The following is a 23350-nucleotide window of genomic DNA, read 5'->3' as shown; positions in this document are numbered from 1 at the left end:
ACCATGAACCAATACAACGAAGAATACGAACCCCAGATGATCCCGAGCCCAAGAGAGCAGGCTCACCAGTGGATGGTTCGATTGAATGACGATAACGCCACGGCACTTGACCGACAGCGGTTTCAGCGCTGGCTTGCCATTGATGAAGCCAACCGCCAAGCCTGGCGGGAAACAGAGATCATTTGGCAACAGGCGACTCAGATAGACAGCGATCGACTGCGCTCGACCCATCGCGGGAGTGGTCTGGTGAAGAAATTGCTCGGCTGGCTGCAACCCCGCGACGCGTTCAACAACAGCCTGTGGATGCCCACAGCCCTGGCAGGTGTACTTATGTTTGCAGTGGTCCTCTGGTTTAATCAGGCCCCTGCACCAGGCTCCAGCGCCGTTATCTACGCAACCACCATCGGCGAGACCAAAGATGTCTACCTGCCTGAAGGCTCGGTGATCACCCTGGGAGGCGACAGCAGCGTAGTATTACACCTGAGCGCTGACAAGCGCAGGGTGGAGCTGAGACGCGGAGAAGCTTTTTTTGATGTCCATCCTGACAAGAGTCGCCCGTTTGTGGTCGGTGCCGGGGACACCCAAGTCACCGTCTTGGGCACCCGCTTCAACGTCAATCGATTTAACCATCATTCTCGTGTCAGTGTTGCTCATGGCCGGGTTGCCGTCGAAAACCAGACAAGCCAGGAAAGAGTTGAACTGACGCCGGGACAGGTGGTCGACAGTCAAACCACCGGCCTGGCACCCATTCATACCATCCAGGCAGACCAGTCCGGCGCCTGGCGCAATGGCCTGCGTCTCTATATTGACGCACCTCTCAGCGATGTGGTCTCCGATTTTAATCGACACAGCCCCAAGCCTTTGCAGCTGTCGGATTCAGGTCTGGCCCGGCTGCCGGTGACGGCGATCTTCCCGGCGGATGACCAGAAGAAAATGCTCTTGTCGCTGCAAGACGTACTGCCCATCGAGCTCCTGCACCAGGACCAACAAATTATCATCCAGACGCGGCGGTAATTGCTCCGCCGCGCCCCGAAAACCGCCGAATCCGGCGTTTTCCATTGCAGCAAATTCCGCTACCATTGCCGGTATCACACAGCGCCTACAACAATAACAGCTGCAAGACTGCCGGATGCTCAATCGCAAGACCCTCAGCGCGCTGCTGCTGGTACTGGCCCCTCTGGGATCGACCGGCGCAGACACCCCCAATATCGATCTCGCCGCCCGATCCACTCTGGATGTACAGCAGCGTCGCTCGGTACGCCTGCCTTCTCGCCCCTTGCAGCAAGCACTGATCGATTTTGTCAGCCAGACCGGAACCGGGGTGGTGATCGCCGATGGGGTCGACAAACGCATACCCACCAATGCGGTGCGCGGCTACCTCAACAGCGCCCAGGTCCTGGACCGGCTGCTGTCGGGCACAGGCCTCGCGGCCAGCGCCAAAGAGGGCTACTTCCTTATTCACCCCAGCAACGGCGACCATACCGTCGTCAGCGATGCGCCCCCACCGGTGCTGGAAGAAGTGGTGGTTACCGGCTCCTGGACCCAGGGACAGAGGTTTCCCAGTGCCAGCAATATTGCGGTAATCAATGCCCCCCGCTTTGAGAGTTACGGCTCCGTCAGCGCCGCGGACCTGGTTGCCTATTTGCCTTCAGTGTCCGGGACAGAAAATCAAACCAACCAATTTGACAATAACTTTGCCGCAGGCACCAGCAATATCAATCTGCGGGGACTGGGCGTCAGCCGCACGCTGGTGCTACTGAATGGCCGCCGCAGTGTCAGCAGTGCGCTACCCCACAACGATGGCCAGAGCTATGTCGATCTGAACTCATTGCCCTGGCAAGCCCTGGACCGTATTGAACTGCTCAAAGACGGCGCCGCAGCCACCTATGGCTCCGACGCCGTTGCCGGGGTCGTCAACTTTATTACCCGAACCCCGGAAAACGGCTGGCGCTTTGACGGCCATTTCAAACACGTGGACGAATCCGAGGGAGACTGGAACCTGGCGGCCAGCTGGGGTTCAGCCGGGGAGAAGCTGGAAATTCTGAGCAGCCTGGAATATTTGCAGCGCAATGAACTGGCGACCACGGATCGGCTGGAAATCACCAATCCACGGGTGGATTTACCAGACAGTGATCGGGTGGTGTTTGGGTTGTCCTCTGTGGGTAATCCAGGTTATTTCCTTCCGATCAGCGCCGCAGTCGCCGCGGACGGGATCACCGAGAGCGAACTGGCATCGATCGCACAAACCGCAAACCGTGTTGCCGATCCCGGATGCTCCGAAAGCCTGGGCACTCCCCTGAGTGAAAATCGCTGTGGCTACAACTACATCAGGTTCGATAACCTGGTGGAAAAAGAGCAGCACCTGCGCTGGTTTACGAGTGCCGACTGGCAGCTCGATGAACACCGGAAATTGTATGGTGAGCTGCTACTGAGCCGCTCCAGCGTGCCACAATGGAAAACGTCGGCTTCCTACGCTCCTTTGCAGGAAGCGGATGGCACTTTTTATGTGCCTCCCACGCATCCGGCCCTGGAACAATTTCGAGAGGCACATCCGGATGCACAAACCCTGTCCGGTGCAGCCGCTGATTTCGGCGGCGGGGCGCTATACGTTGGTCGCGCCGTCGGCGGGCCAGAGGCCAGGGCACGGCGGGAATCACTGGACTATCGCACGGCCCGATTGCTGGCGGGCATGCAACTGTGGCGCGACCATGGCGCGCTGGATCTATCCTTACTTTACGCGGTAAATCGGGCGCAGGTCATTATCCCCGATACGCTGAAAGCGCGCTGGCAGGCGTCGCTGATAGGATTGGGCGGCCCAAATTGCAGCGGAGATACTCCAGGGGGCAACGGCTGTCAGTACTTCAATCCATTTTCCAACAGCCATCCCGGCACCAGCGGCTTTGTACCTGAACTTGCCAACAGCGCTGAATTAATGGCGTGGCTGGAGGGCAAATCGAGGCAGACCAACACCATGCGACTGGCAACCCTCGACGCTCTATGGACCAGCCAGCTAACCTGGTCGAATCTCGAAATCGACTATGCCGTCGGCGCACAATTGCGCCACGAACAGCTGAACATTCACTTTAACCGCTTGTCGCGCCTCGATGGTATCGAACTGAATACCGGGGAGGCGCCGAAAAATGCTCTGATCTTTTTTGCCGGTGGCGAAAATGACAACTTGCAACAGAGCACATTGGCATTGTTCGGTGAATTATTGCTGCCTCTGACTGAAAATCTGGAAGTGCAGGCTGCATTGCGATTTGAAAACTACCACCGATCCGTTGGACATAACTTTGATCCCAAAATCGCCATGCTGTGGCGCTTGAACGACCATTGGAGCCTGCGGCTTTCGGGCAGCAGCTCTTTCAGGGCGCCGTCCTTAAATCAGACCGGGCAAAATACCACCAGCCAGGAGTTTATCGGCGATGCCGGTGTGTTCAAGGCCATTTATCGTATTGGCAACCCGGACCTGGAAGCGGAAACCGCTAACAGCTTTAACCTGGGGCTGCTGTACGAGCTGGACCAACTGAGTGATCGATGGTCGGCGAGAGCTTCGCTGGATCTGTGGACCATGCAGTTGCATGATCCCATCATCCAGCAAAGCGCCAACGACATTGTGAATGAGGTAGTCGCCAATCCTGATTCCCGCTTCGCCAATCAGGTTATTTTTGACAGCGCACAGCGGGTTTCCCACGTCATCACTCACTATATCAATGGTCCCGATCTTTCCCTGCAGGGAACGGACCTGGCACTTAAGGCCAGCCGTGGCTTCGGCCCGGTACATGCCACGCTTGGTGTTGATGCCAGTTTTACAAACCGCTTTAAAGTGGACGACAGCGAGTTAAGGGCAGGGTTTGATGCTGCTGGCCGCTCTAATACCGGCACATTTTTACAGCCACTGCCACGCTGGAAGGGCTCCACCTGGCTGTCACTGGAATGGGAACAACAGCAATTGCAACTGCGCTGGAACTACGTGGATTCATACCGCGATGAAGGTCTGGTGGTACTCAATCTCGATACACTGCCCAGGGAGACTGTGGGCAGCTTTCGCACTTGGGATCTGTTCTATCGCTATCAATGGAGCGATAGCAATTCACAGCTGAGCCTCTCAATTAACAACCTCACCAACACCGCTCCGCCGGATGTCAAAGATGATCTGCGCTATGAGAGTTCGCTGCATACACCCTTTGGGCGTACCGTCAGCCTTAACATCCAACACGATTTCTGAGACGTAGAATGCCGGTCAAGCAGCCGTATAACCACCATCCAGCACCTGTACGCTACCGGTAATGTTGCCGCTGTTCGGCCCGCACAGAAACACTGCCATGGCTCCCAGGTCAGCGATATCGGTAAAACGCTTGGTCGGTTGAGTCCCGAGCAAGACATCTTCCATCACCTGCTGTTCGGTGATGCCACGTGCGCGCGCCGTATCGGCAATCTGATTTTCCACCAGCGGCGTTAACACATAACCGGGGCAGATCGCGTTGCAGGTGACCCCATCGCGGGCACACTCCAGTGCGACGGTTTTTGTAAGCCCTAGTACGCCGTGCTTGGCAGCAACATAGGCGGACTTGTAGGGCGATGCTACCAGCCCATGAATCGAGGCAATATTGACAATACGTCCCCAGCCCCTCGTTTTCATTCCCGGCAACACGGCCTGAATACCATAGAATACGCCACTGAGATTGATGCTCAGCAACCGATCCCACTGCTCAAGTGCAAAATCCTCAACCGGACTGACGTGTTGAACACCTGCATTATTGACAAGAATATCCACAGTGCCGAGGGTTTCCTCTGCATACTGCACCATGCTCAGCACCTGTTCGTGCTTCGATACATCTGCGGGGTGATAACACACCTCCACACCGTACTGTTCGGACAGTCGCTTTTGCAACGTAAGGATCTCCTCCTCATCACCAAAGCCGTTTAACAGCAAATGACAACCTTGAGCGGCAAGCGACTCAGCCACCCCCAGACCGATGCCACTGGTCGAACCCGTTACCAGAGCCACTTTCGAACGTAACAATTCATTCATGGATTTGAGTCTCTTCCTGGATCAAAAGCAAAAAATCGTTAATGGCACACAACGCTTCGGGCTCATCCAGCATGGGCGCATGACCCACGCCGGGGACCTCAACGGCGCGCATTGACGGTAATTCCCGTTGCATACGCTCAAGGCAGACAACGGACAAAAGATCGGACAGTGCACCGCGCACGGCCAATACCGGAGTCCCACTCAGACTCGCAAACAAGGGCCATAAATCCGGCGGCAGGGGCGTTTCTTCCGGTGCATCAAAAGGAGTGGCGATGGCAGGATCGTAGGCGGCTACCGGAATACCATCAGCATCCTGGCGATACAAACGCCCGGCCATCGTCCGCCACTGCGCATCGGTGTAACCTGGAAAACAAACCTGGTTAAGTTCGCGCGTTAAGGCAATCGCCTGCTCCCAGCTTCTGGGGGGCTGCGTTTTACCGACATAACTCAGGATTCTGGCGAGACCGGCCGGGTCCACTTCAGGGCCCACATCATTGATCACCAACCCAGCAATACGTTCCGGTTTTTGCGCGGCCATCAGCATGCCAATCAGTCCGCCCATGGAGGTGCCGATAATCGCCACTTTATCGATGTCGAGTTGATCCAATAACTGCCACATATCTTGCACATAGGTGTGGAGTTGGTAGCGACGACTGTCTTGGTCCCACTGCGAGCGTCCGCGCCCGCGCTGATCGACCGCAATCACTCTGTAGAGGTGACTGAGCCGGGGGCAGAGATCCTCAAAATCCGCACTGTTGCGCGTCAGTCCGTGCATGCACAAAACGGGCGGGGCGGAAGACGTTTCGCGACAAGGATAATCCCGGGCGTAGAGCTTCAGACCGTCCTGCACCTCGTAGAAAATATCTGAATAATCTGGCATTCACTGCTCTCCATTTAAGCCTGCGCTGAGGGCTGTTAAATCAAACTTTCGCTGAGGGCTGTTAAATCAAGCTTTCGCTGAGGGCTCATTCCAGCCGCGCGCAGGCCTGGTCGCTTTCAGTCGGTGTCGGGGAGCCGAACAACATCAACGCTGCAGCCACCAGTGCCGAGGCAAAAATTGCATAGGTTGCAGCTACCGCCGGGTTTTCTATTCCGAACAGCAGAATTCCCAGCAAGTGTGTCACCAGACCCGTGGCCGCCGACCCCCAGGCCACAAGGATGGGAGGCTGGCGAGGCAACAATGTGCCAAGCACAATCGGCACCAGAGAGGCCGCCGCCAAACCATATACGCCTTTCTGTGCAAACAGGCCAACCAACTTGGGCGGATCCAGGGCCACGAGGTAAGCCAGAAGCCCCACCAGCACCAGCACCACTCTCGACAGCATCAAACCACTGCCCTGCTCGAAGCCTTCTTTGCCACTGAATGGCAAATACAGATCCTTAACCACCATGGCCGACAGCGACACCAAAATACCGTCCAGGGTACTCATGCCCGCTGCCAACAACGTGATGGAAATAAACACCAAGGCGTAAGGTCCCCAGTCAAAAGCGGCGAATTCCGAAGCGATGTAACTCACTACCACGCCGTCCTGACGTTCAATCTCCAACCCCTTCAGTCGCGCGTAGAATCCCACCGCAAGCATCAACATAAAGCAGGCACCGGCCAGGAAGGTGGTCACCAGAAAACGATTCACATCACGGTCGTTTTTCAGATACAGCATTTTGGTCAGAATATGAGGCTGCATCATCAGCGCAAAGGTAATCACAAAGCCGCTAAGAAATACCGAGAAAAAATCATGATAGAGATTGCTGTCGGCGTTAAACACACTAGCGTATTGCTCGCCAATGCCTGACAAGGAGGCGCCTATATCCCCCTGAAAGTGATGATATCCCTGTACAAACACAAACAGGGACACACCAATCATCATTATCCCCTGAAAGGTATTGGTATAGGCATGAGCATAACTGCCGCCCATCAGCACATAGGAAAACACGAACAGGAGAATCAGAGTCAGCGACAGCGTCTGCGAGATTGGAAACAGCTCGCTGAGCAACAGACTGCAACCCACCAGAATCAGTACCACGAAGGCAACTGACAGCAGATTGATCACCGCAAAAAACACACTCAGTGAACGACTGCGATAGCGCTGATATATCCAGTCGGGGATGGTAATGGCGCCACTTTCATCGCCCAGCTGGCGAAAGCGACGGGTCAGCAGCAGAAATGCCGTCATGATGCCCGCGGTGCCGGCAATGGCGTAGTGAACAAACGCCGAGACGCCGTGGACATAGACAAAGCCCGGATTGATCACAAAGGTGGCCGTCGACGAAATCGACGCGGCCATCGTCACCCCGATCACCCAGGCGCTCATATCCTTGTTGCCAATTGAGAAACCCTTGATGTCCTGGGTCTTGCGCATCCCAATCCAGGACAGCCACAAGGTCAGGCCGACATAAAAACCCACCACCAGATACTTGAACAATTCAGCAGACATGATTTGGTCACTCTCGATCTCCGTGGCCACTTATTTAAATTCATCGCTTGTTGAATTGTCAAGCCTTGCGTAAAATTGCGCCTCAAATCCTGCCCGACTCCGACAATATGGCGACCTCAGACAACAAAACTGCAGAAAACAGACCCACCGGCAAGGTCGGGCGCCCCCGCAGCGACGACCGCGAAAAGACCGAACGGGGTGAGCGCATCCTGAACGCGGCCGAAGAGCTGTTTGCCCTGCACGGCTATGACGGAGTCACTCTACGCACTCTGGCCAATGCTGCCGGCGTCGATGTCGCCCTGATCAACTACTACTTTGGCCCCAAACAACAGCTGTTCGACACCGTTTTCCAACGACGCGCCAAAATACTCAACCAGGAACGCTTGAGCGCCCTGGAACAGGCCAAATCTGAAGCGGCACCGGAAGCGGTGACCGTGGAGAAGATTATTGAGGCATTTCTCAGACCACTGGAGGTGGCCCAGGAAAGCCAGGATGAGGGCTGGCGCAACTACTGCGCACTATTGGCGTACGTCAACAACTCGGCCGTTTGGGGGCCGCTGCTGATGAGCAAGCACTACAATGATCTGGTGGATGTGTTTGTGGAGGCCCTGCGACATGCACTGCCGGGCTCAAAAGACGAAGACATCTACTGGTGCTACCACTACATGTCGGGGGCCATGTCCCTCACCTTTGCCAACACCGGCCGTATCGACCGAATGTCCCATGGCCTGTGCCGTTCAGATGATTTCCAGGCCGCCTACGACCGCATGATTCCCTTTATTGCCGCGGGTTTCAGGCGGGTGTGCGGATAACATGGTGAAGACATGCCAGGGGTGCCGAGACCGGCACCCCACTCGGGACAGCTTACTTGTCGCCCAATGCTTCCTCGATTTTCTTATCGGTCTTGTACTGACTCAGCGCGTAAACTGACCAGATGGCCGCCGGGATCCACCCGATCAAAGTCACCTGTAATATCAGGCAGATAATACCGGCAAACGGGCGACCAATCGTAAAAAACTGCAGCCAGGGCAACAGCAGGGCAAGTAGCAAACGCATGTTAACTATCCTTTCTGGTTAATATTCTCTGGAGCTTCAATCAAGTGAGCGAAGACTGATCCCGAGTCACTTTAAGGTCCCGCACAATGCCATCCTCCAGGCCATAGATCCAGCCATGCAGGGTCAGATCCTGTCCAGCACGCCAGGCATTGCGCACAATGGTCGTTTCCGCGACATTCCCAACCTGCGCGATCACATTCAGCTCGCACAGACGATTGGCGCGTTCCTTCTCAGTCACCGCACTGTCCACAGCGGTCTGGTGCTTGCGATAGACATCGCGAATATGCTCTAACCAGTTGTCGATCAAGCCATTATTAGCCTCACCCAGAGCGGCCAGCACACCGCCACAGCCGTAGTGGCCGACGACAACAATATGCTTAACCTTCAGTACTTCAACAGCGTATTGAATGACCGACAGGCAATTGAGATCCGTGTGTACGACCACATTGGCAATATTGCGGTGAACAAAAATGGATCCAGGCTCCATACCGACAATCTGGTTGGCGGCAATGCGGCTGTCTGAACAGCCAATCCAGAGATACTCCGGAGTCTGCTGTTGAGCGAGGGAATTAAAATAGCCGGGATTGGCGGATTCCACATCCGCAGCCCATGATTTGTTGTTTTCCAGAAGATCTTCCGGTTTGCTCATAATTACTCCTGATGCACCTGGGGCAAAGTTTCCCCCAATCATCTCGTGTCTGTTTTACCGGATTATGGCTGTATTTGTGGCTCCGGTGTGAATCGTATTGTTCTGTACCAAGCAGATCATCCGGCCATGCAATTCCCCCACAAATAAAGGGGTATTACACTTGAAAATCGGCGCTAATGACCGCTGGAGTTATACCCTAAAAAGGGCAACAGCACCAATGGCTTAATAACCTCTTTACCCCATCGGCCGACACTTGCGCTTGCCGTCGGGAGGACTATTATCGCTATAAGACCCTGTTGAAATATACGCCGCTATGCTCCAACCAACCCTGGCCAGCCTCAACACCCTGTTCGCGCACGCCCTCACCCAAGAGCCCGCCCGTGCCGGCCCCGACTGGCAAGTACGCGATTTTCACCCCGTCAGTGGCGGTGACATCAGCCACGCCTTTATGCTTTACACCGACGGCCCGAGCTTCTTCGTCAAACTCAACGACAGCGCCATGCTGACCCAATTTCAGGCAGAAGCCCACGGCCTGCAGGCCATAGCCGACAGCGGCACCATCGGCACCTGCGCACCGCTGTGCTGTGGTCACTTCAAGAACCACAGTTACCTCATTCTGGAAGGCCTGCAACTGGAGAGGCAAGGCGAATGGTACCAGGCGGGCCAACAACTGGCTGCCATGCACAAACGCCCCGCCGGCAGACGTTACGGTTTCGACCAGCCCAGCTACTGCGGCACCACCTACCAGCCCAACGACTGGCATGACAATTGGGCGGAATTCTTCGCCGAACAGCGCATTGGCCACCAACTCACCCTGCTCAACTGCCACCAAAAAAACCACCCTGACATCCAGGCAATCATAGACAGCGTGCGCCACCGCCTGCATGATCACCAACCCACACCAGCGCTGGTTCACGGCGACCTCTGGAGCGGAAATATAGGCTTTCATAACCAACAGCCCGTCATCTTCGACCCTGCGACCTACGTCGGCGACCCAGAAACCGATCTGGCCATGAGCGAACTGTTTGGCGCCTTTCCCAAACCCTTTTACCAAGGCTACGACTCCGTGCTCCCCATCGACCCGGACTACCCCCGAAGACGCCCCCTTTACCAGCTCTACCACCTCATCAATCACGCCAACCTCTTCGGAGGCCACTACCTGGAACAGGTGCGCCAGCAACTGCGCCAACTGATGAACTGACCATCAATGAACCCAAACCGCCCGCAAAAACCCCTGTTCTGCATCGCTCACCGCGGAGGCAGCCAGCGTCACACCGAAAACACACTCAACGCCTTCGAGGAATCCCTGGCCCTGGGCGTCGACGCCATCGAAATCGACGTATGGCTGGTTGGCGGACAACTCCTGGTCACCCACGACCGCCGCCTGGGCAACACCCTGCCGGGCCAAGGTCGACTGCTGGAATACCATCCGGACCACCTTCGCAACCTCGAACTCGACTGCGGCAGCCGCGTCGCCACTTTACAAGAAGTCTTGACCCTGCTCGGCGATCGGGTCACGCTCAATATCGAACTCAAGGGCCCGGGGTGCGCCACGCCTGTCGCCCAGGCACTCCAAGCCTACTGTAGCGACCACGGCCTCAACTACGACAGCTACGTTATCTCCAGCTTCGATCACCGCCAACTCTACCAATTCAGAAGTCACCTGCCCGAAGTCCGCATTGGTGTACTCACCCTCGGCATCCCCCTGGACTATGCCGCCTGCGGAGAAGCCCTGCATGCCTGGTCCTTCCACCCCAACATCGACTTCATCAACCAGGCGCTGGTCGACGATGCCCACCGCCGAGGTTTTCAAGTCTGGGTCTACACCGTCAATGAAATAGATGATTTGCAGTGGATGATGGAAATGGGCGTCGATGGCGTATTTACCGACTATCCCCAAAGAGTACTGGACCTCAACAAAGAAATATCAAAGGCCTGAATTATGCTGCTAAAGCCAGTCGCCCTCAGAGCGGGCTGCTACGGGGAATAGTGCCAATCAGCTTAACGAAGTGACGTTCAAGCGATCCCTTGATACGTGAAATACCGCAACAGCCCCATTGCACAAATGTTGAGGCACCAGCCCCCCAAGAACTACAGAGCCAAGGTGGCTGGGGGTTTCGTTATCTGAGCATAAAAGGCGAGCGCCGAAGGAGCAAAAGAGACCGGCGTTTTTTGCCGGGCTCTTTTGTGACTGAGGGAACCCCGGAGGGGCGCCGACTCGCTCAGAGAACGGAACCCCCAGCCGCCGATTGAGGCACCCAACGACCGGCTTCTTTCAGCTGAACCACCCTTTACTTAAACCCCGAGAGCGGATTACCTGATGCCAATTGAGGCAAAAAACTGGAAACCGCCTACTCCAAGCTACCCAACTGCCGCCGAAAAATAAAAGCGGGCTTACCGCCAACCTTCTTCCGCCGCACCAACTCCCACCCCAAGTGCCGATAAAAATCCGCCCGATCCGTAGCATAGAGCAACAATTCCCCGACCCCCTGCTCACCGGCATAACGCTCAACGCCGGCCATCAAAACCCGGCCAAACCCCAGATTCCGATGCTCAGGCAAAAGAAACACATTCGCCACCCAATGACTGGGCGAAAGACCGCCGATGCGCTGATAACGCACCAGACTCACACTACCAATAGGACGACACGCTCGAACGAGCACCAGGGTTACCGGGACCGGACCCTGCAAATGTTGCCGCAAACCCTGTTCGCGGCAACTGATACTATCCTGCGGCCACTCCCGCTGATGCCAGCGCGCCAACTGCGGCAACCACTGAGCACACTCACCCAGTGGCACCAACCTCAGCTCAGCCGCAAACGGATGACCACCGACCACCGAGGCCTACTTTACCTCTTCCCCGTGCGCCTGACGATCCGCGTGATAAGAAGACCGCACCAAAGGACCACAAGCCGCGTGCTTAAAGCCCAACTCATTGGCCTTCGCCGTATACTCATCAAACTCATCGGGATGCACATAACGCTGCACCGGCAAATGATCCTTCGAAGGCTGCAGATACTGACCGATCGTCAGCATATCGATATCGTGGTCACGCATATCCTGCATCACCTCGAAAATCTCCTCCTTAGTCTCGCCCAACCCCACCATCAGACCAGACTTCGTCAGCACATCCGCGCGACGCTTCTTATACTCCTGCAGCAGCTTCAGCGACCATTTATAATTCGCCCCCGGCCGCGCTTCCCGATACAAACGGGGTACCGTCTCCAGATTGTGATTAAACACATCCGGTGCCTCCGCCTCCAGAATATCCAGCGCCACATCCATACGGCCGCGAAAATCCGGAGTCAGCACCTCAACCTGCAAATTTGGCGAACGCAAACGGGACTCACGAATACAATCGGCAAAATGCTGCGCTCCGCCATCACGCAAATCGTCCCGATCCACCGAGGTAATCACCACATACTTCAAACCCATATCCGCAATGGCCTCCGCCAGATGCGTGGGCTCATTGGGATCCAGGGGATTGGGCTTGCCGTGCCCCACATCACAGAACGGACAACGGCGGGTACAGATCTCACCCATGATCATAAACGTTGCCGTGCCGCCGCTGAAACACTCGCCCAAGTTCGGGCAATTGGCCTCCTCGCAGACACTGGCGAGTTTGTTCTTACGCAGGATCTTCTTGATCCGATCCACCTCGGGAGAATTGCCCATCCGCACCCGGATCCAGTCCGGCTTACGCTGCATCTCATCGGTTGCGATGACCTTTACCGGAATCCGTTCCACCTTATCGGCATCGCGCAGCTTCTCCCCCTGCTTGAGGCGGCGGGTACGTTTTACCGGTTCCATGCTCTGGTCGTTGGAAGTCATAATGTTTCCGTTTATTGGTCAGAAAGTAGTCGGTCGTCAGTCTCACTGACGGGGATAATTTCATCATAACCCAGCTGGGCGGCAAACTGCTCCGCCACCATAGGCTCCAGCGCCTGCACAGAGCCGGCCCTGGGGTCATCACTCAAGTCACACGTTTGCAGCATCTGCAACCCCTGATAACCACAGGGATTGATGCGCAGGAAGGGCTCCAGGTCCATATCGACATTCAGGCTCAGGCCATGAAAGCTGCAACCTCTTCGAATGCGAAAACCCAAGGACGCAATCTTGGATTCCACACCATCACGCTTGACATAAACACCGGGCGCATCGGGCTTCGGATAAGCGTCTATACCCAGCTCAGCCAGCGTCGCCACTATAGTGTTTTCCGTGAATGTCACCAGATCACGGACACCAATACCGCGCTTTCGCAGATTAATGAGCGGATAGCCCACCAGCTGGCCTGGCCCGTGATAAGTGACCTGGCCGCCACGATCCGTCTGCACCACAGGAATGTCGCCCGGCATCAGCACGTGTTCCGCCTTACCGGCCTGGCCCTGGGTAAAAACACGCGGGTGCTGTACCAGCCATAGCTCATCGACCGCGTCTGCCTCCCGTGAATCGGTATAGTTGGCCATAGCCTTCCAGACGGGCTCATAATCCTGCAGCCCCAGATAGCGGACCCTCAGCTGGCCACCTTTACTGGGCGATTCCCCCACTAGAGCACCATTTTGGTCATGGGGCTGGCAATCAGCTCTTGGTGCAGGGCTTGCAGCTGATCCTCACCGGTGGCGGTGATCATAAAGGTAATGGACTGGAAGCGCCCATTGCGGCTGTCTTTAACGGTAATCTTGGCGGTATCCAGGCCAGGGGCATGGCGCTCCATCACCTGGACCACAAACTGATGGAACTCCGAACCGGAGTCCCCCATAACCTTGATGGGATAATCTTCGCAGGGGAATTCGATTTTTGGGGGTTCCTGACCGGAACCGGCTTGAGAGTCAGACATATTTGGCGCTTTGGTACCACAAAAGCGCCATTATACCCCGGCAATCAACCGAAATCAGCTGAAGAGACTGAGCAGGAACAGCTTGATAGCATCGATCAGACGGGCAAAGAATCCAGCCTCCTCCACAGGTGACAAGGCCACCAAAGGCGTATCCACCAACAGCTCATCATTCAGATGTACCGTCAGATTACCCAGCTCATGCCCCTTGGCGAAGGGGGCGTGAATCTCTTCGTCGACGTGCAAATTGGCCTGCAGATCATCCACCGACCCTCGCGGGATCGTCAGATAGATATCGTCGGCAATACCCAGCTTGACCTGCTCGCTGGTACCAGACCAAACCCGGGACTCTCCCAGCTCCTGCCCGGCGCTGTAGACCTTGTGCGTCTGGAAGTAGCGGAAACCATAGGCCAGCAGCTTCTGGGACTCTGCCGCCCTGGCTTCGTCGGAACGGGTTCCCATCACCACAGCCACCAGACGCATACCGTTCTTTTTCGCTGAGGACACCAGACAATAGCCTGCCTCTTCGGTATGGCCGGTCTTGAGGCCGTCGACACTGCTGTCGCGGAACAGGAGACGATTGCGGTTGGGCTGATTGATGCCGTTGTACTTGAAGTACTTCTCCGCGTAAATCTTGTAGTGCTCCGGGTAATCATTGATCAACGCCCGAGCCAGCAGGGCCAGATCCCTTGCCGTGGTCAGATGACCATCCGCTGGCCAGCCAGTGGCGTTCATAAACAGCGTGTTATCCATGCCCAACAGCGCTGCCTGCTGATTCATCACATCCACAAACGCGTCTTCACTGCCTGCAACATGCTCGGCCAGTGCCACACTGGCATCGTTGCCGGACTGAATAATCACGCCGCGCAGCAGATCCTTGACCGCAACCTGAGTGCCTTCGCGAATAAACATTTTGGAGCCACCCATCTTCCAGGCTCTGACGCTGATATTGACCTGATCGTCCTCGCTGACACTGCCCGACTCGATCTCGGAAGACACGATATAGCTGGTCATCATTTTGGTGAGACTGGCCGGCGGCAATTGCGTATCCGACTCGTGTTCTACCAGCACCTTGCCCGTATCCGCGTCAAGCAGCAAATAGGCGGAGGCGGCCAGCTGCGGTGGCGCGGGAATGATGACCTGGCGCGCATGGGCGGCAAAAGCCAGGGATGCAATCAAAAGCAGAAGAAATGGCCGAACAAAGGAAACAGTAGACATGAGTTTCACTAAAAATGAATGATGGGTAGGGAAGTTATAAATTGGCGGTTAGTGTATCAGCCGCGGCCCGCCTGTCCAACGGCCGACGGGATTGCTCGTGGTCACTATGTGACCTGGTGCCGGTTATCCATGGTCACGTCACTCGTAGATAACGTGAGGGGCGGGCAACCCCTGGGACTGTATATCACTGCGCAGCCGGGACATAATCCTGTTGTCGGTGATAGGGCCTATGCGAACCCGATACAGTTGATCTCGACGTGACTGATGAATGCTGACTGGCAACCCGGTCAATCTCGTCAGCTGCGCCTGCAGTCGTCTTGCCCCCTCCTGGCTGGAAAAGGCGCCCGCCTGCAAATAGGTATTGTCCGGCAGACGGAATCCGGCTGAGCTGGGCTTTACCTCACCAGATGCCGGCGCTGATGATTTTGGCTCCACCACCTGCACTCTAACGGGCGCGGTACCCTGCTGCAGAAATCCCAGCTTGCTGGCCGCAGCGTAGGTAAGATCAATAATGCGCTTTTCGTGAAAAGGCCCGCGATCATTGACCCGAACAATGACCTGCCGCCCATTGTTCAGATTCGTCACCCGGACATAACTGGGAATCGGCAAGGTCTTGTGGGCAGCGGTCATGCCGTACATATCGTAAAGTTCGCCGTTGGATGTTTGCCGACCGTGAAATTTATTGCCGTACCATGAAGCAATACCCCGCTCATCATAACCTGAACTGTCGGGCAACAGATGATAGGTTTTGCCAAGCACCGTATATGGGCTGTGATTACCGGCGCGGCTGCGCTCTTCATAACGGGGCACCGCATCCGGAATATGGGAAACATCCACCGGCTGACTCGGACCGCTATCACGAACATCGGGTGCGCCACAGGCTGTCAGCAACAAAATCGCAACAAGCAGGCAGATCCTCGACATAGGCCCTTCTCCGTCAGTGGTTGAGTGGAGCAGCGGTCAACACCTGCGACTGCATCTCGCTGGCGGCCTGCTCAATTTTCTGGCTGAGCTGGTAAACGGCCATGGCGTAGAGACGGCTGTGATTGTAGCGGGTGATTACATAAAAGTTCTTCAAGCCCACCCAGTACTCGTCGCCCTGTTCACCACGCAAGCGCATGGCCGTGGCACTGGCTTGCGGAGGCAAAATCTGTTCGGTACGAAAACCTTTTTGTCCCAGGCTGGCAATGGTCTCGGAGGGTTTGAGAGAGCGATTAAGCACCGAAGCTTCGTAATCCTCCGCCGGATTCACTCGATGCACCACCGACTCACCGCGTCGCCAGCCGTGGCGGGCAAAATAATTGGCGACACTGCCAATGGCATCCACGGGGTTGTTCCAGATATCCACAAAACCGTCGCCATCAAAATCTGTGGCGTAGGCGCGGTAACTGGAGGGCATAAACTGCCCGTACCCCATCGCACCCGCGTAGGAGCCATTCAACGACAGTGGATCACGTTGTTGCTCACGCGCCAGCAATAAGAATTGCTTGAGCTCTTTGGTAAAGAACTTACTGCGACGGGGATAATCAAATGCAAGAGTGGAAAGCGCATCCAACACACGATGCTTACCCTTGTGCTGCCCATATCGGGTTTCCACACCAATAATTGCCACCACAACTGCGGGCGGGACACCATATTTGTTTTCGGCGGCTTCCAGCGCCTCACGGTTTTGGCGCCAGAACTCCACACCTTTTTGGATGCGGGAGTCCTTAAGAAAGATATTACGGTATTGCCCCCAAGTCAGGGTCTTTTCCGCCGGGCGGGAAATGGCATCAAGAATATTCTGTTTTCTCTCAGCCTGAGCAAACCAGGCTTCAAGTTCCTCGCGCTTGAACTGATGCTGCTCCACCATTTCATCCATCAACCGCTGCGCTTTGGCGTGTTGGGAATAGCCTTGAGCGGGGTATTGGACTGAGCCCTGAGCGGGGGTTTGGACTGAGCCTTGAGCGGGGTTTTGGACTGAATCTTGAGAACCGGCCATCAACTGGGTACAGAAACCACCCAGCAAAAAGGCGACCACCATACCTTCCAATTTCAGAAGACGTGAAAGACCAAGGCTTTGAAAATTCATTTTTTCACTCCGAAATCGGTGGCTCAGCCAATACTGACCCGTCGACGTTCCGTACTAATGGCCATCAGAATCCCGAAACCCATCATCAGGGTCACAATTGAGGTACCACCATGACTTACCAATGGCAATGGCACCCCCACCACAGGCAACAATCCTGACACCATACCGATATTCACAAAAATATACACAAAGAAGGTAAAGGTGATACTGCCGGCCAGCAAGCGACCAAAGGTGTCCTGAGCGTTGGCGGCAATCCAGAGCCCTCGAACGATCACCCAGGCATAGAGCGCCAGCAGCAGCAAAACCCCCGTCAGACCGAATTCCTCCGCCAGGACGGCAATAATAAAGTCCGTGTGGCTTTCCGGAAGAAAGTTCAGTTGCGACTGGGTGCCGTTGGTCCAACCCTTACCGTACAGCCCCCCGGAACCGATCGCCGTCTTGGATTGGATAATATTCCAACCGGCCCCCAACTTGTCTTCTTCCGGATTAAACAGCGTCAGTATGCGCTGCTTCTGGTAGCCCCGCAGCACAAAGTTCCATATGGGCCAGGACGCCGCCAACAAAATCCCGATTGCCGAAAGTATGTAACGCCAGCGAAGACCGGCAAAAAAAAGTACCAATAAGCCTGATGCCGCGATCAACAGCGATGTGCCCAGGTCAGGCTGGCGCATGATTAACAACGTCGGGATGGCAATTAACGCCAGAACCGCTATCACATGGTGCAATTTTGGAGGCAGTAATCGGCGCGACAGATAGGTCGCCACCATCAAGGGCACCGCCAGCTTGAGAATCTCTGAAGGCTGAAATCGGAAACCACCGATGCTGAGCCAGCGTTGGGCCCCCTTGGCTCCAACTCCCATATATAACACCAGCACCAACAACACCACACCGCCGGCAAAAATCCATGGCGACCAATATTCCATCGTCTGCAGGCGCACTTGCGCAACGGTAAACATCACCCCGTAGGCCAGCAGAAAAAACACTCCCTGACGCTTCAGGTAGTGCCAGTCCTGTCCGCTGGCACTGTAGAGTACGATCAATCCGTAAACGGTAATCGCCAGCAGACCAATCAACAACGGCAGGTCCACATGCCAGCGTTGCAGCAGGCTCACCGGTCTGCGCAGATCGTGACTGGCCTCGGGCATACGTCTTTGGAAGTCTGCGGTTCCGCTCATGGCACTGCGCTCACTAATTCGGATTCAATGGCCAGGTACTTGTCCATAACCCGGCGTGCCACTTTGGCTGCCTTGGAACTCTTCTCGCCGTTTTCAACGATGACTGCCACCGCGATCTTGGGTTGCTCCAGTGGCGCAAATGCCACAAACAGGGCGTGGTCCCGCTGCCGCTCAATCAGCGCTTCGGAATCATATTCCTCACCCTGGGCAATACCAACCACTTGGGCGGTACCGGTCTTGCCGGCAATACGGTACTTGAGGTTACGGCTGATGCTCTTGGCGGTACCCCGGGTGCCGTGCACCACATTTTCCATAGCGGCGTGAATATTGTCCCAGTGTTGCTGCGACACAGGCTCCACTTCGGAGACATTCATCGGTGTTTCCAGCTCACCCATCCGCCGTACCAGTCGCGGTTGAAGTTGCCGACCTCGACTCGCCAAGGTGGCCGTCATCGCCGCCAACTGCAGCGGTGTCGCCAAGGCAGCCCCCTGACCGATACCCACATTAAGACTGTCGCCGGGATACCAGGCCAGTCCACGCGCACCGCGCTTCCACTCACGCGATGGCCAGATACCCTTGCGTTCACTGGGAATATCAATGCCGGTACGATCACCCAGTGCAAACTGAACACCAAACTCGTGCATGAGATCAATGCCCATACGATAAGCCATATCGTAATAATAGGTATCGCAGGACTCAGTGATCGCCTGCATCAGATCCACACGGTGTCCATGCCCTCTGCGCTTCCAGTCGCGATATTGACGCTCTTCGCCTTCCAGCTGGTAGTAGCCGGGGTCGCGGACCTTATAACGCATATCCACTACCCGGTGATGCAGACCACCCAATCCCAACATCGGCTTCACTGTCGATCCCGGCGGATACTGTCCTTGAATGGTGCGGTTGAACAGGGGCAGGTCCAGTGACTCATTCAGTCTCTTATAATCCTTGTAGCTGATACCTGTCACAAACAGATTGGGGTCGTAACTCGGCGTACTGGCCATAGCCAAGACTCCGCCGGTATCCACCTCGATAGCCACAACCGCTCCGCGCCGCTCTCCCAACGCCGCCACCGCTTCGCGCTGCACTTCAGCATCGAGAAACAACTGCAGGTTTTGGCCGGGTTTGGGCGCCACGCTTTCCAGTACCCGCAATACGCGTCCACGGGCGTTGGTCTCCACATATTGGTATCCCACCTCGCCCAGCATTTGAGACTCGTATTGCCGCTCCAACCCAATTTTGCCGATGGAGTCAGTACCGCTGTAGCGGCGATCCGTTTCTTCATCAAATGTGGATAATTCACGTTCGTTGATACGGCCGACATATCCCACCGTGTGAGCGAACAACTCATTCAAGGGATAGTCGCGCACCAACTGCGCAGACACCTCAACACCGGGCAAGCGGTATTCGTTGACGGCAACCCGGGCAATCTCCTCTTCACTCAGCCGGTAGCTGAGTGGTACCGGCTCAAAAGGGCGTCGACGCTGTGTCAGGCGCTTGTGAAAACGCTCCAGTTCTTCATCACGAACACCCGCCAAACGCTGCAACAACGCCAGAGTCGCGTCGAGGTCATTAACCTGCTCCATAATCACCGTCAGGGTATAGCTGGGTCGATTGTCCGCCAGCAGGGAACCATGGCGGTCGAAAATCAGCCCACGCGTTGGCGGCAGTGGTTGCACCTGGACGCGATTGCGGTCGGACTGAGTGGCATAGTCCTGGTAATCGATGACTTGCAGGTTGTACAGGCGCGCAATCAGCACTCCCATCAGCCCCACAATGGCCAATGCAGCCACCACCAGGCGATGGGAAAATATCCTCGCTTCCTGGTAGTGATCCTTGAGATGTTGATGATCGGCCATTTGGGGGGACGGGTCTCATGCCCGGTATTAGAAAATAGAGGTTAGTGCTTGATTGTATTGACTTTGTGGATAGTGCGAAAGTTCAGTGGCGGTGATTATTTATGGTAGGGATGGCGGTTGAGGATTGACCAGGCCCGATAGAGCTGTTCGATCAGAACGATTCTGACCAGGGGGTGTGGCAGCGTCAGAGCCGACAGTGACCACTTGGCATCGGCCCTGGCCAGACACTCCGGAGCCAGCCCATCCGGTCCACCAATCAAAATACTGTAATTGCTGCACTCCATGGACCAGGCGGCCAGATTGTCGGCCAATTTCTCAGTACTCCAGGGTTTACCTTTCACATCCAGCGCAATCACTTTATCGCCTTTGGGAATAGCGGCGAGCATTTGCGAGCCCTCGCGAGCGATGGCCTTTTCAATTGAGGCGTTTTTGCCACGTGGGCCCAGTGGCAACTCTACCACTTCCACGGAAAAGTCCCGCGGCAGCCGTTTGGCGTAATCCAGATAGCCTTCTTCCACCCATCCGGGCATACGGGTGCCCACCGCGATGATTTTGAAACGCATGGTGTCGATCCTTTACCCGCTAGCCTGCTGGCTGCCAGCTCTATTGTTCCTGCTCTTCGTCCTGGTGGCGGCCGGCTGGCTCCATGCTCCAGAGCTTCTCCAGATCGTAGAAATCGCGAGTGGCTGGCATCATCACGTGCAATACCGTATCGCCAAAGTCGGCCAGCACCCACTCCCCCGTTTCCAGGCCTTCGACTCCGATAGCGGCAATACCCTCGTCCTTGGCATCCTGTACGGCGTTTTCCGCCAGCGACTTGACATGGCGATTGGAGGTCCCGCTGGCGATAATCAGAGTATCCATAACGTCGGACAACTCGCTGACGTCCAGGCTGACAATGTCCTTGCCTTTTAAATCGTCCAGGGCGTCAGTAATGATCTGGTTTAGTTCACGACTCATCAGTTGTGTTATTCCTCGTTAAATACAGTTGTTTCTCTTCAATATAGTGCCAAACCGGGTCCGGGAGTAGAAATCGCGGTGAACGACCGCTTTCGATTTGCTCCCTGATTTGGGTGGCCGAAATTTCCAGCAGGCTCAGCGGCACAATCACCAGGCTTCCCGAGGGCTCACGCTTGAGGCTCTGGGGCGCTTTGTGATGATCCCTGACCCATGCGCCCAGCTCCCCGTCGGAGGGAATCTCCCAGCCAGGGCGACTGACCACCACCAGGTGAGCGAAACGGGAAAGCTCCCGCCAGCGATGCCATTTACTCAGATTCACCAATGAATCCATGCCCATGCACCAGCTGATGGATACCTCAGCGCCGAGCTCTTCGCGCAGTTCCTCCAGCGTATCGACCGTGTAGGAGGGGCGCTCGCGATTCAGCTCTCTCGCATCCACCGCCAGCGATTCGCACCCCTCTACCGCCAGGCGGACCATTGCCGCGCGATGGGCGCTGCTGCGGCCCGGCATTTGGCGGTGCGGTGGCAGGTGGCAGGGGAGCAGCCGCATGTCGTCGAAGCCCAGCTCCTGCTTCAGCTCCAATGCCATGCGCAGATGACCATAATGTATGGGGTCAAAGGTGCCGCCAAACAGTCCGACGCAATGCCTTTCGAGCGCCGCCGGAGTGTCCGTGGTTTTAGTCACGAATATGTCCGTCACCAAACACCACGTACTTCTGGGATGTCAGGCCTTCAAGCCCCACCGGCCCCCGGGCATGGATCTTGTCTGTGGAAATTCCAATTTCCGCGCCCAACCCATACTCAAAGCCGTCGGCGAATCGGGTAGAGGCATTGACCATCACTGAACTGGAATCCACCTGGGCCAAAAACTGACGGGCTCGGGTGTAGTTCTCAGTCACAATGGATTCAGTGTGGGCAGAACTGTAGGTGGCAATATGATCCATTGCCCCCTGCATATCGTCCACCACCTTAATGGACAACACCGGAGCCAGATACTCCGTGCCCCAATCCTCTTCACTGGCCGCACCGGCCTCAATCAACGCCCTGGTACGTTCACATCCTCTCAGCTCAACTCCTTTTTCACCATACGCCGCCGCCAACTTGGGCAGGATTACCTCAGCAACTCCGGCATGAACCAACAGCGTCTCCATGGCATTACAGACGCCATAGCGGTGGGTTTTGGCATTGACGGCGATATTGAACGCCTTGTCGAGATCCGCCTGATCGTCGATATAGACATGACAGATACCATCAAGATGCTTGATCACAGGCACACGTGCGTCGGTGCTGATACGTTCGATAAGGCCCTTACCACCGCGAGGTACGATCACATCCACATAGTCGGGCATGGTGATCAGCTCACCCACCGCTTCGCGATCCGTGGTTTCTATGACCTGCACAGCCGTCTCTGGCAGTCCCGCGGCTTTCAGACCTTCGCGGACACAGGCCGCAATAGCCTGGTTGGAATGCAGCGCCTCTTTCCCGCCTCGCAGAATTGTCGCATTGCCGGACTTCAGGCACAGGCTGGCAGCATCGATGGTCACGTTTGGGCGGGATTCGTAAATAATTCCGATAACACCCAGCGGCACACGCATACGCCCCACCTGGATACCCGTCGGGCGGTAGCTCATATCGGTGATCTCACCACAAGGGTCCGGTAGAGCGGCAACCTGCTGCAGGCCCTCGATCATTGCGTCAATGCGGGCAGGTGTCAGCTCCAGCCGATCGAGCAGCGCTTCATCCAGTTGCTGCTCGCGGCCAGCCTGCATGTCTTTACTGTTGGCAGCCAACAGTTGCTCACGAGAGGCGTTCAGCGCCTCCGCCGTGGCCAGCAGGGCACGATTTTTGTCGCCGGTGGAGGCAGCGGCCACCAGACGGGAAGCGGTGCGGGCATTGCGACCCAGCTCGGCCATATAGGCTTTTACGTTCATGCAAACGGTTCCATTGGGAAATCGGTTGGCAGGGCTCCGGGCGGTTATTGCGCTTTCCCGGGGCCAAAGAGGCGGCATTATACCTGATGATGGACTGCTTGGCGCCCCATCCTGGCGTGTTCCTGAGTTAA

The 23350-nt window shown here is 56.0% G+C and carries 23 protein-coding genes; 5 read left to right on the top strand and 18 right to left on the bottom strand.

What is annotated here, in order from left to right; all coding sequences use genetic code 11:
- The first annotated feature begins 3 nt into the window (after positions 1–3).
- Positions 4–1014, top strand: coding sequence for a FecR family protein (locus HBA55_RS19685; protein ID WP_166994993.1), 1011 nt, complete (start codon positions 4–6; stop codon positions 1012–1014).
- A gap of 115 nt (positions 1015–1129) precedes the next feature.
- The gene (locus HBA55_RS19680; RefSeq protein ID WP_166994991.1) at positions 1130–4228 is read left to right on the top strand and encodes a TonB-dependent receptor domain-containing protein; all 3099 of its coding nucleotides are present in this window, start codon (positions 1130–1132) and stop codon (positions 4226–4228) included.
- 15 nt (positions 4229–4243) lie between these two features.
- On the opposite strand, the gene HBA55_RS19675 is transcribed toward HBA55_RS19680, so the two are convergent.
- From HBA55_RS19675 to HBA55_RS19665, 3 genes are all read right to left on the bottom strand, one after another.
- A complete protein-coding gene (locus HBA55_RS19675; RefSeq protein WP_166994989.1) occupies positions 4244–5035 on the bottom strand; it encodes a 3-hydroxybutyrate dehydrogenase in 792 nt (263 codons plus the stop codon).
- On the bottom strand, positions 5028–5915 hold the full coding sequence (locus tag HBA55_RS19670) for an alpha/beta fold hydrolase (protein ID WP_166994987.1): 888 nt from the start codon (positions 5913–5915) through the stop codon (positions 5028–5030). Before HBA55_RS19670 ends, HBA55_RS19675 begins: the two co-directional genes overlap by 8 nt.
- Before the next feature lie 85 nt (positions 5916–6000).
- Positions 6001–7470, bottom strand: coding sequence for a sodium:solute symporter family transporter (locus HBA55_RS19665; protein ID WP_166994985.1), 1470 nt, complete (start codon positions 7468–7470; stop codon positions 6001–6003).
- Positions 7471–7535: 65 nt separating this feature from the next.
- Between HBA55_RS19665 and HBA55_RS19660 the strand changes: the two genes are divergently transcribed.
- Positions 7536–8282, top strand: a complete 747-nt coding sequence (locus HBA55_RS19660; protein ID WP_240946182.1) for a TetR/AcrR family transcriptional regulator — start codon at positions 7536–7538, stop codon at positions 8280–8282.
- A 52-nt stretch (positions 8283–8334) separates the two neighbouring features.
- Here the strand turns inward: HBA55_RS19660 and HBA55_RS19655 are convergent, their stop codons facing one another.
- Positions 8335–8526, bottom strand: coding sequence for a YqaE/Pmp3 family membrane protein (locus tag HBA55_RS19655; RefSeq protein ID WP_166994983.1), 192 nt, complete (start codon positions 8524–8526; stop codon positions 8335–8337).
- Positions 8527–8566: 40 nt separating this feature from the next.
- The gene (gene can, locus HBA55_RS19650; protein WP_166994981.1) at positions 8567–9175 is read right to left on the bottom strand and encodes a carbonate dehydratase; all 609 of its coding nucleotides are present in this window, start codon (positions 9173–9175) and stop codon (positions 8567–8569) included.
- Between the two features lie 313 nt (positions 9176–9488).
- On the opposite strand from can, the gene HBA55_RS19645 reads away from it, so the two are divergent.
- Together HBA55_RS19645 and HBA55_RS19640 are read left to right on the top strand one after the other, a co-directional pair.
- Positions 9489–10376: a fructosamine kinase family protein gene (locus HBA55_RS19645; protein ID WP_166994980.1), complete on the top strand. Its 888-nt coding sequence runs from the start codon at positions 9489–9491 to the stop codon at positions 10374–10376.
- Positions 10377–10382: 6 nt separating this feature from the next.
- Entirely contained in the window at positions 10383–11114 is a 732-nt protein-coding gene (locus HBA55_RS19640; protein ID WP_166994978.1) for a glycerophosphodiester phosphodiesterase, read from the top strand.
- 412 nt (positions 11115–11526) lie between these two features.
- Here the strand turns inward: HBA55_RS19640 and HBA55_RS19635 are convergent, their stop codons facing one another.
- From HBA55_RS19635 to HBA55_RS19575, 13 genes are all read right to left on the bottom strand, one after another.
- Positions 11527–12012 carry a GNAT family N-acetyltransferase gene (locus HBA55_RS19635; protein ID WP_166994976.1) on the bottom strand — a complete coding sequence of 162 codons (486 nt, stop codon included), beginning with the start codon at positions 12010–12012 and terminating at the stop codon, positions 11527–11529.
- 6 nt (positions 12013–12018) lie between these two features.
- On the bottom strand, positions 12019–13005 hold the full coding sequence (gene lipA, locus HBA55_RS19630) for a lipoyl synthase (protein WP_166994974.1): 987 nt from the start codon (positions 13003–13005) through the stop codon (positions 12019–12021).
- Positions 13006–13016: 11 nt separating this feature from the next.
- Positions 13017–13721: a lipoyl(octanoyl) transferase LipB gene (lipB, locus tag HBA55_RS19625; protein ID WP_166994972.1), complete on the bottom strand. Its 705-nt coding sequence runs from the start codon at positions 13719–13721 to the stop codon at positions 13017–13019.
- On the bottom strand, positions 13721–14011 hold the full coding sequence (locus HBA55_RS19620; RefSeq protein WP_166994971.1) for a YbeD family protein: 291 nt from the start codon (positions 14009–14011) through the stop codon (positions 13721–13723). Before HBA55_RS19620 ends, lipB begins: the two co-directional genes overlap by 1 nt.
- A gap of 54 nt (positions 14012–14065) precedes the next feature.
- A complete protein-coding gene (locus HBA55_RS19615; RefSeq protein ID WP_166994969.1) occupies positions 14066–15226 on the bottom strand; it encodes a D-alanyl-D-alanine carboxypeptidase family protein in 1161 nt (386 codons plus the stop codon).
- A 138-nt stretch (positions 15227–15364) separates the two neighbouring features.
- Complete coding sequence (locus HBA55_RS19610; RefSeq protein WP_166994967.1) at positions 15365–16150, bottom strand: septal ring lytic transglycosylase RlpA family protein; 786 nt, start codon at positions 16148–16150, stop codon at positions 15365–15367.
- 13 nt (positions 16151–16163) lie between these two features.
- Positions 16164–17297, bottom strand: a complete 1134-nt coding sequence (mltB, locus tag HBA55_RS19605; RefSeq protein WP_240946181.1) for a lytic murein transglycosylase B — start codon at positions 17295–17297, stop codon at positions 16164–16166.
- Positions 17298–17320: 23 nt separating this feature from the next.
- Complete coding sequence (gene rodA / locus HBA55_RS19600) at positions 17321–18472, bottom strand: rod shape-determining protein RodA (RefSeq protein WP_166994965.1); 1152 nt, start codon at positions 18470–18472, stop codon at positions 17321–17323.
- Positions 18469–20328, bottom strand: a complete 1860-nt coding sequence (mrdA, locus tag HBA55_RS19595) for a penicillin-binding protein 2 (RefSeq protein WP_166994963.1) — start codon at positions 20326–20328, stop codon at positions 18469–18471. The genes rodA and mrdA overlap by 4 nt, the downstream gene beginning before the upstream one ends.
- Positions 20329–20423: 95 nt before the next feature.
- Positions 20424–20891: a 23S rRNA (pseudouridine(1915)-N(3))-methyltransferase RlmH gene (gene rlmH / locus HBA55_RS19590; RefSeq protein ID WP_166994960.1), complete on the bottom strand. Its 468-nt coding sequence runs from the start codon at positions 20889–20891 to the stop codon at positions 20424–20426.
- Between the two features lie 40 nt (positions 20892–20931).
- Entirely contained in the window at positions 20932–21288 is a 357-nt protein-coding gene (gene rsfS, locus HBA55_RS19585; RefSeq protein WP_166994956.1) for a ribosome silencing factor, read from the bottom strand.
- Positions 21278–21973 (bottom strand): nicotinate-nucleotide adenylyltransferase, encoded by a 696-nt coding sequence (gene nadD / locus HBA55_RS19580; protein WP_166994954.1) that lies wholly within the window; start codon positions 21971–21973, stop codon positions 21278–21280. Before nadD ends, rsfS begins: the two co-directional genes overlap by 11 nt.
- On the bottom strand, positions 21966–23297 hold the full coding sequence (locus HBA55_RS19575) for a glutamate-5-semialdehyde dehydrogenase (RefSeq protein ID WP_166994952.1): 1332 nt from the start codon (positions 23295–23297) through the stop codon (positions 21966–21968). Before HBA55_RS19575 ends, nadD begins: the two co-directional genes overlap by 8 nt.
- Positions 23298–23350: the final 53 nt, after the last annotated feature.

This window comes from Pseudomaricurvus alkylphenolicus, assembly GCF_011683955.1.
Taxonomy (GTDB): Bacteria; Pseudomonadota; Gammaproteobacteria; order Pseudomonadales; family Cellvibrionaceae; genus Pseudomaricurvus; species Pseudomaricurvus alkylphenolicus.
This window is presented reverse-complemented; position numbering and strand designations above follow the sequence as displayed.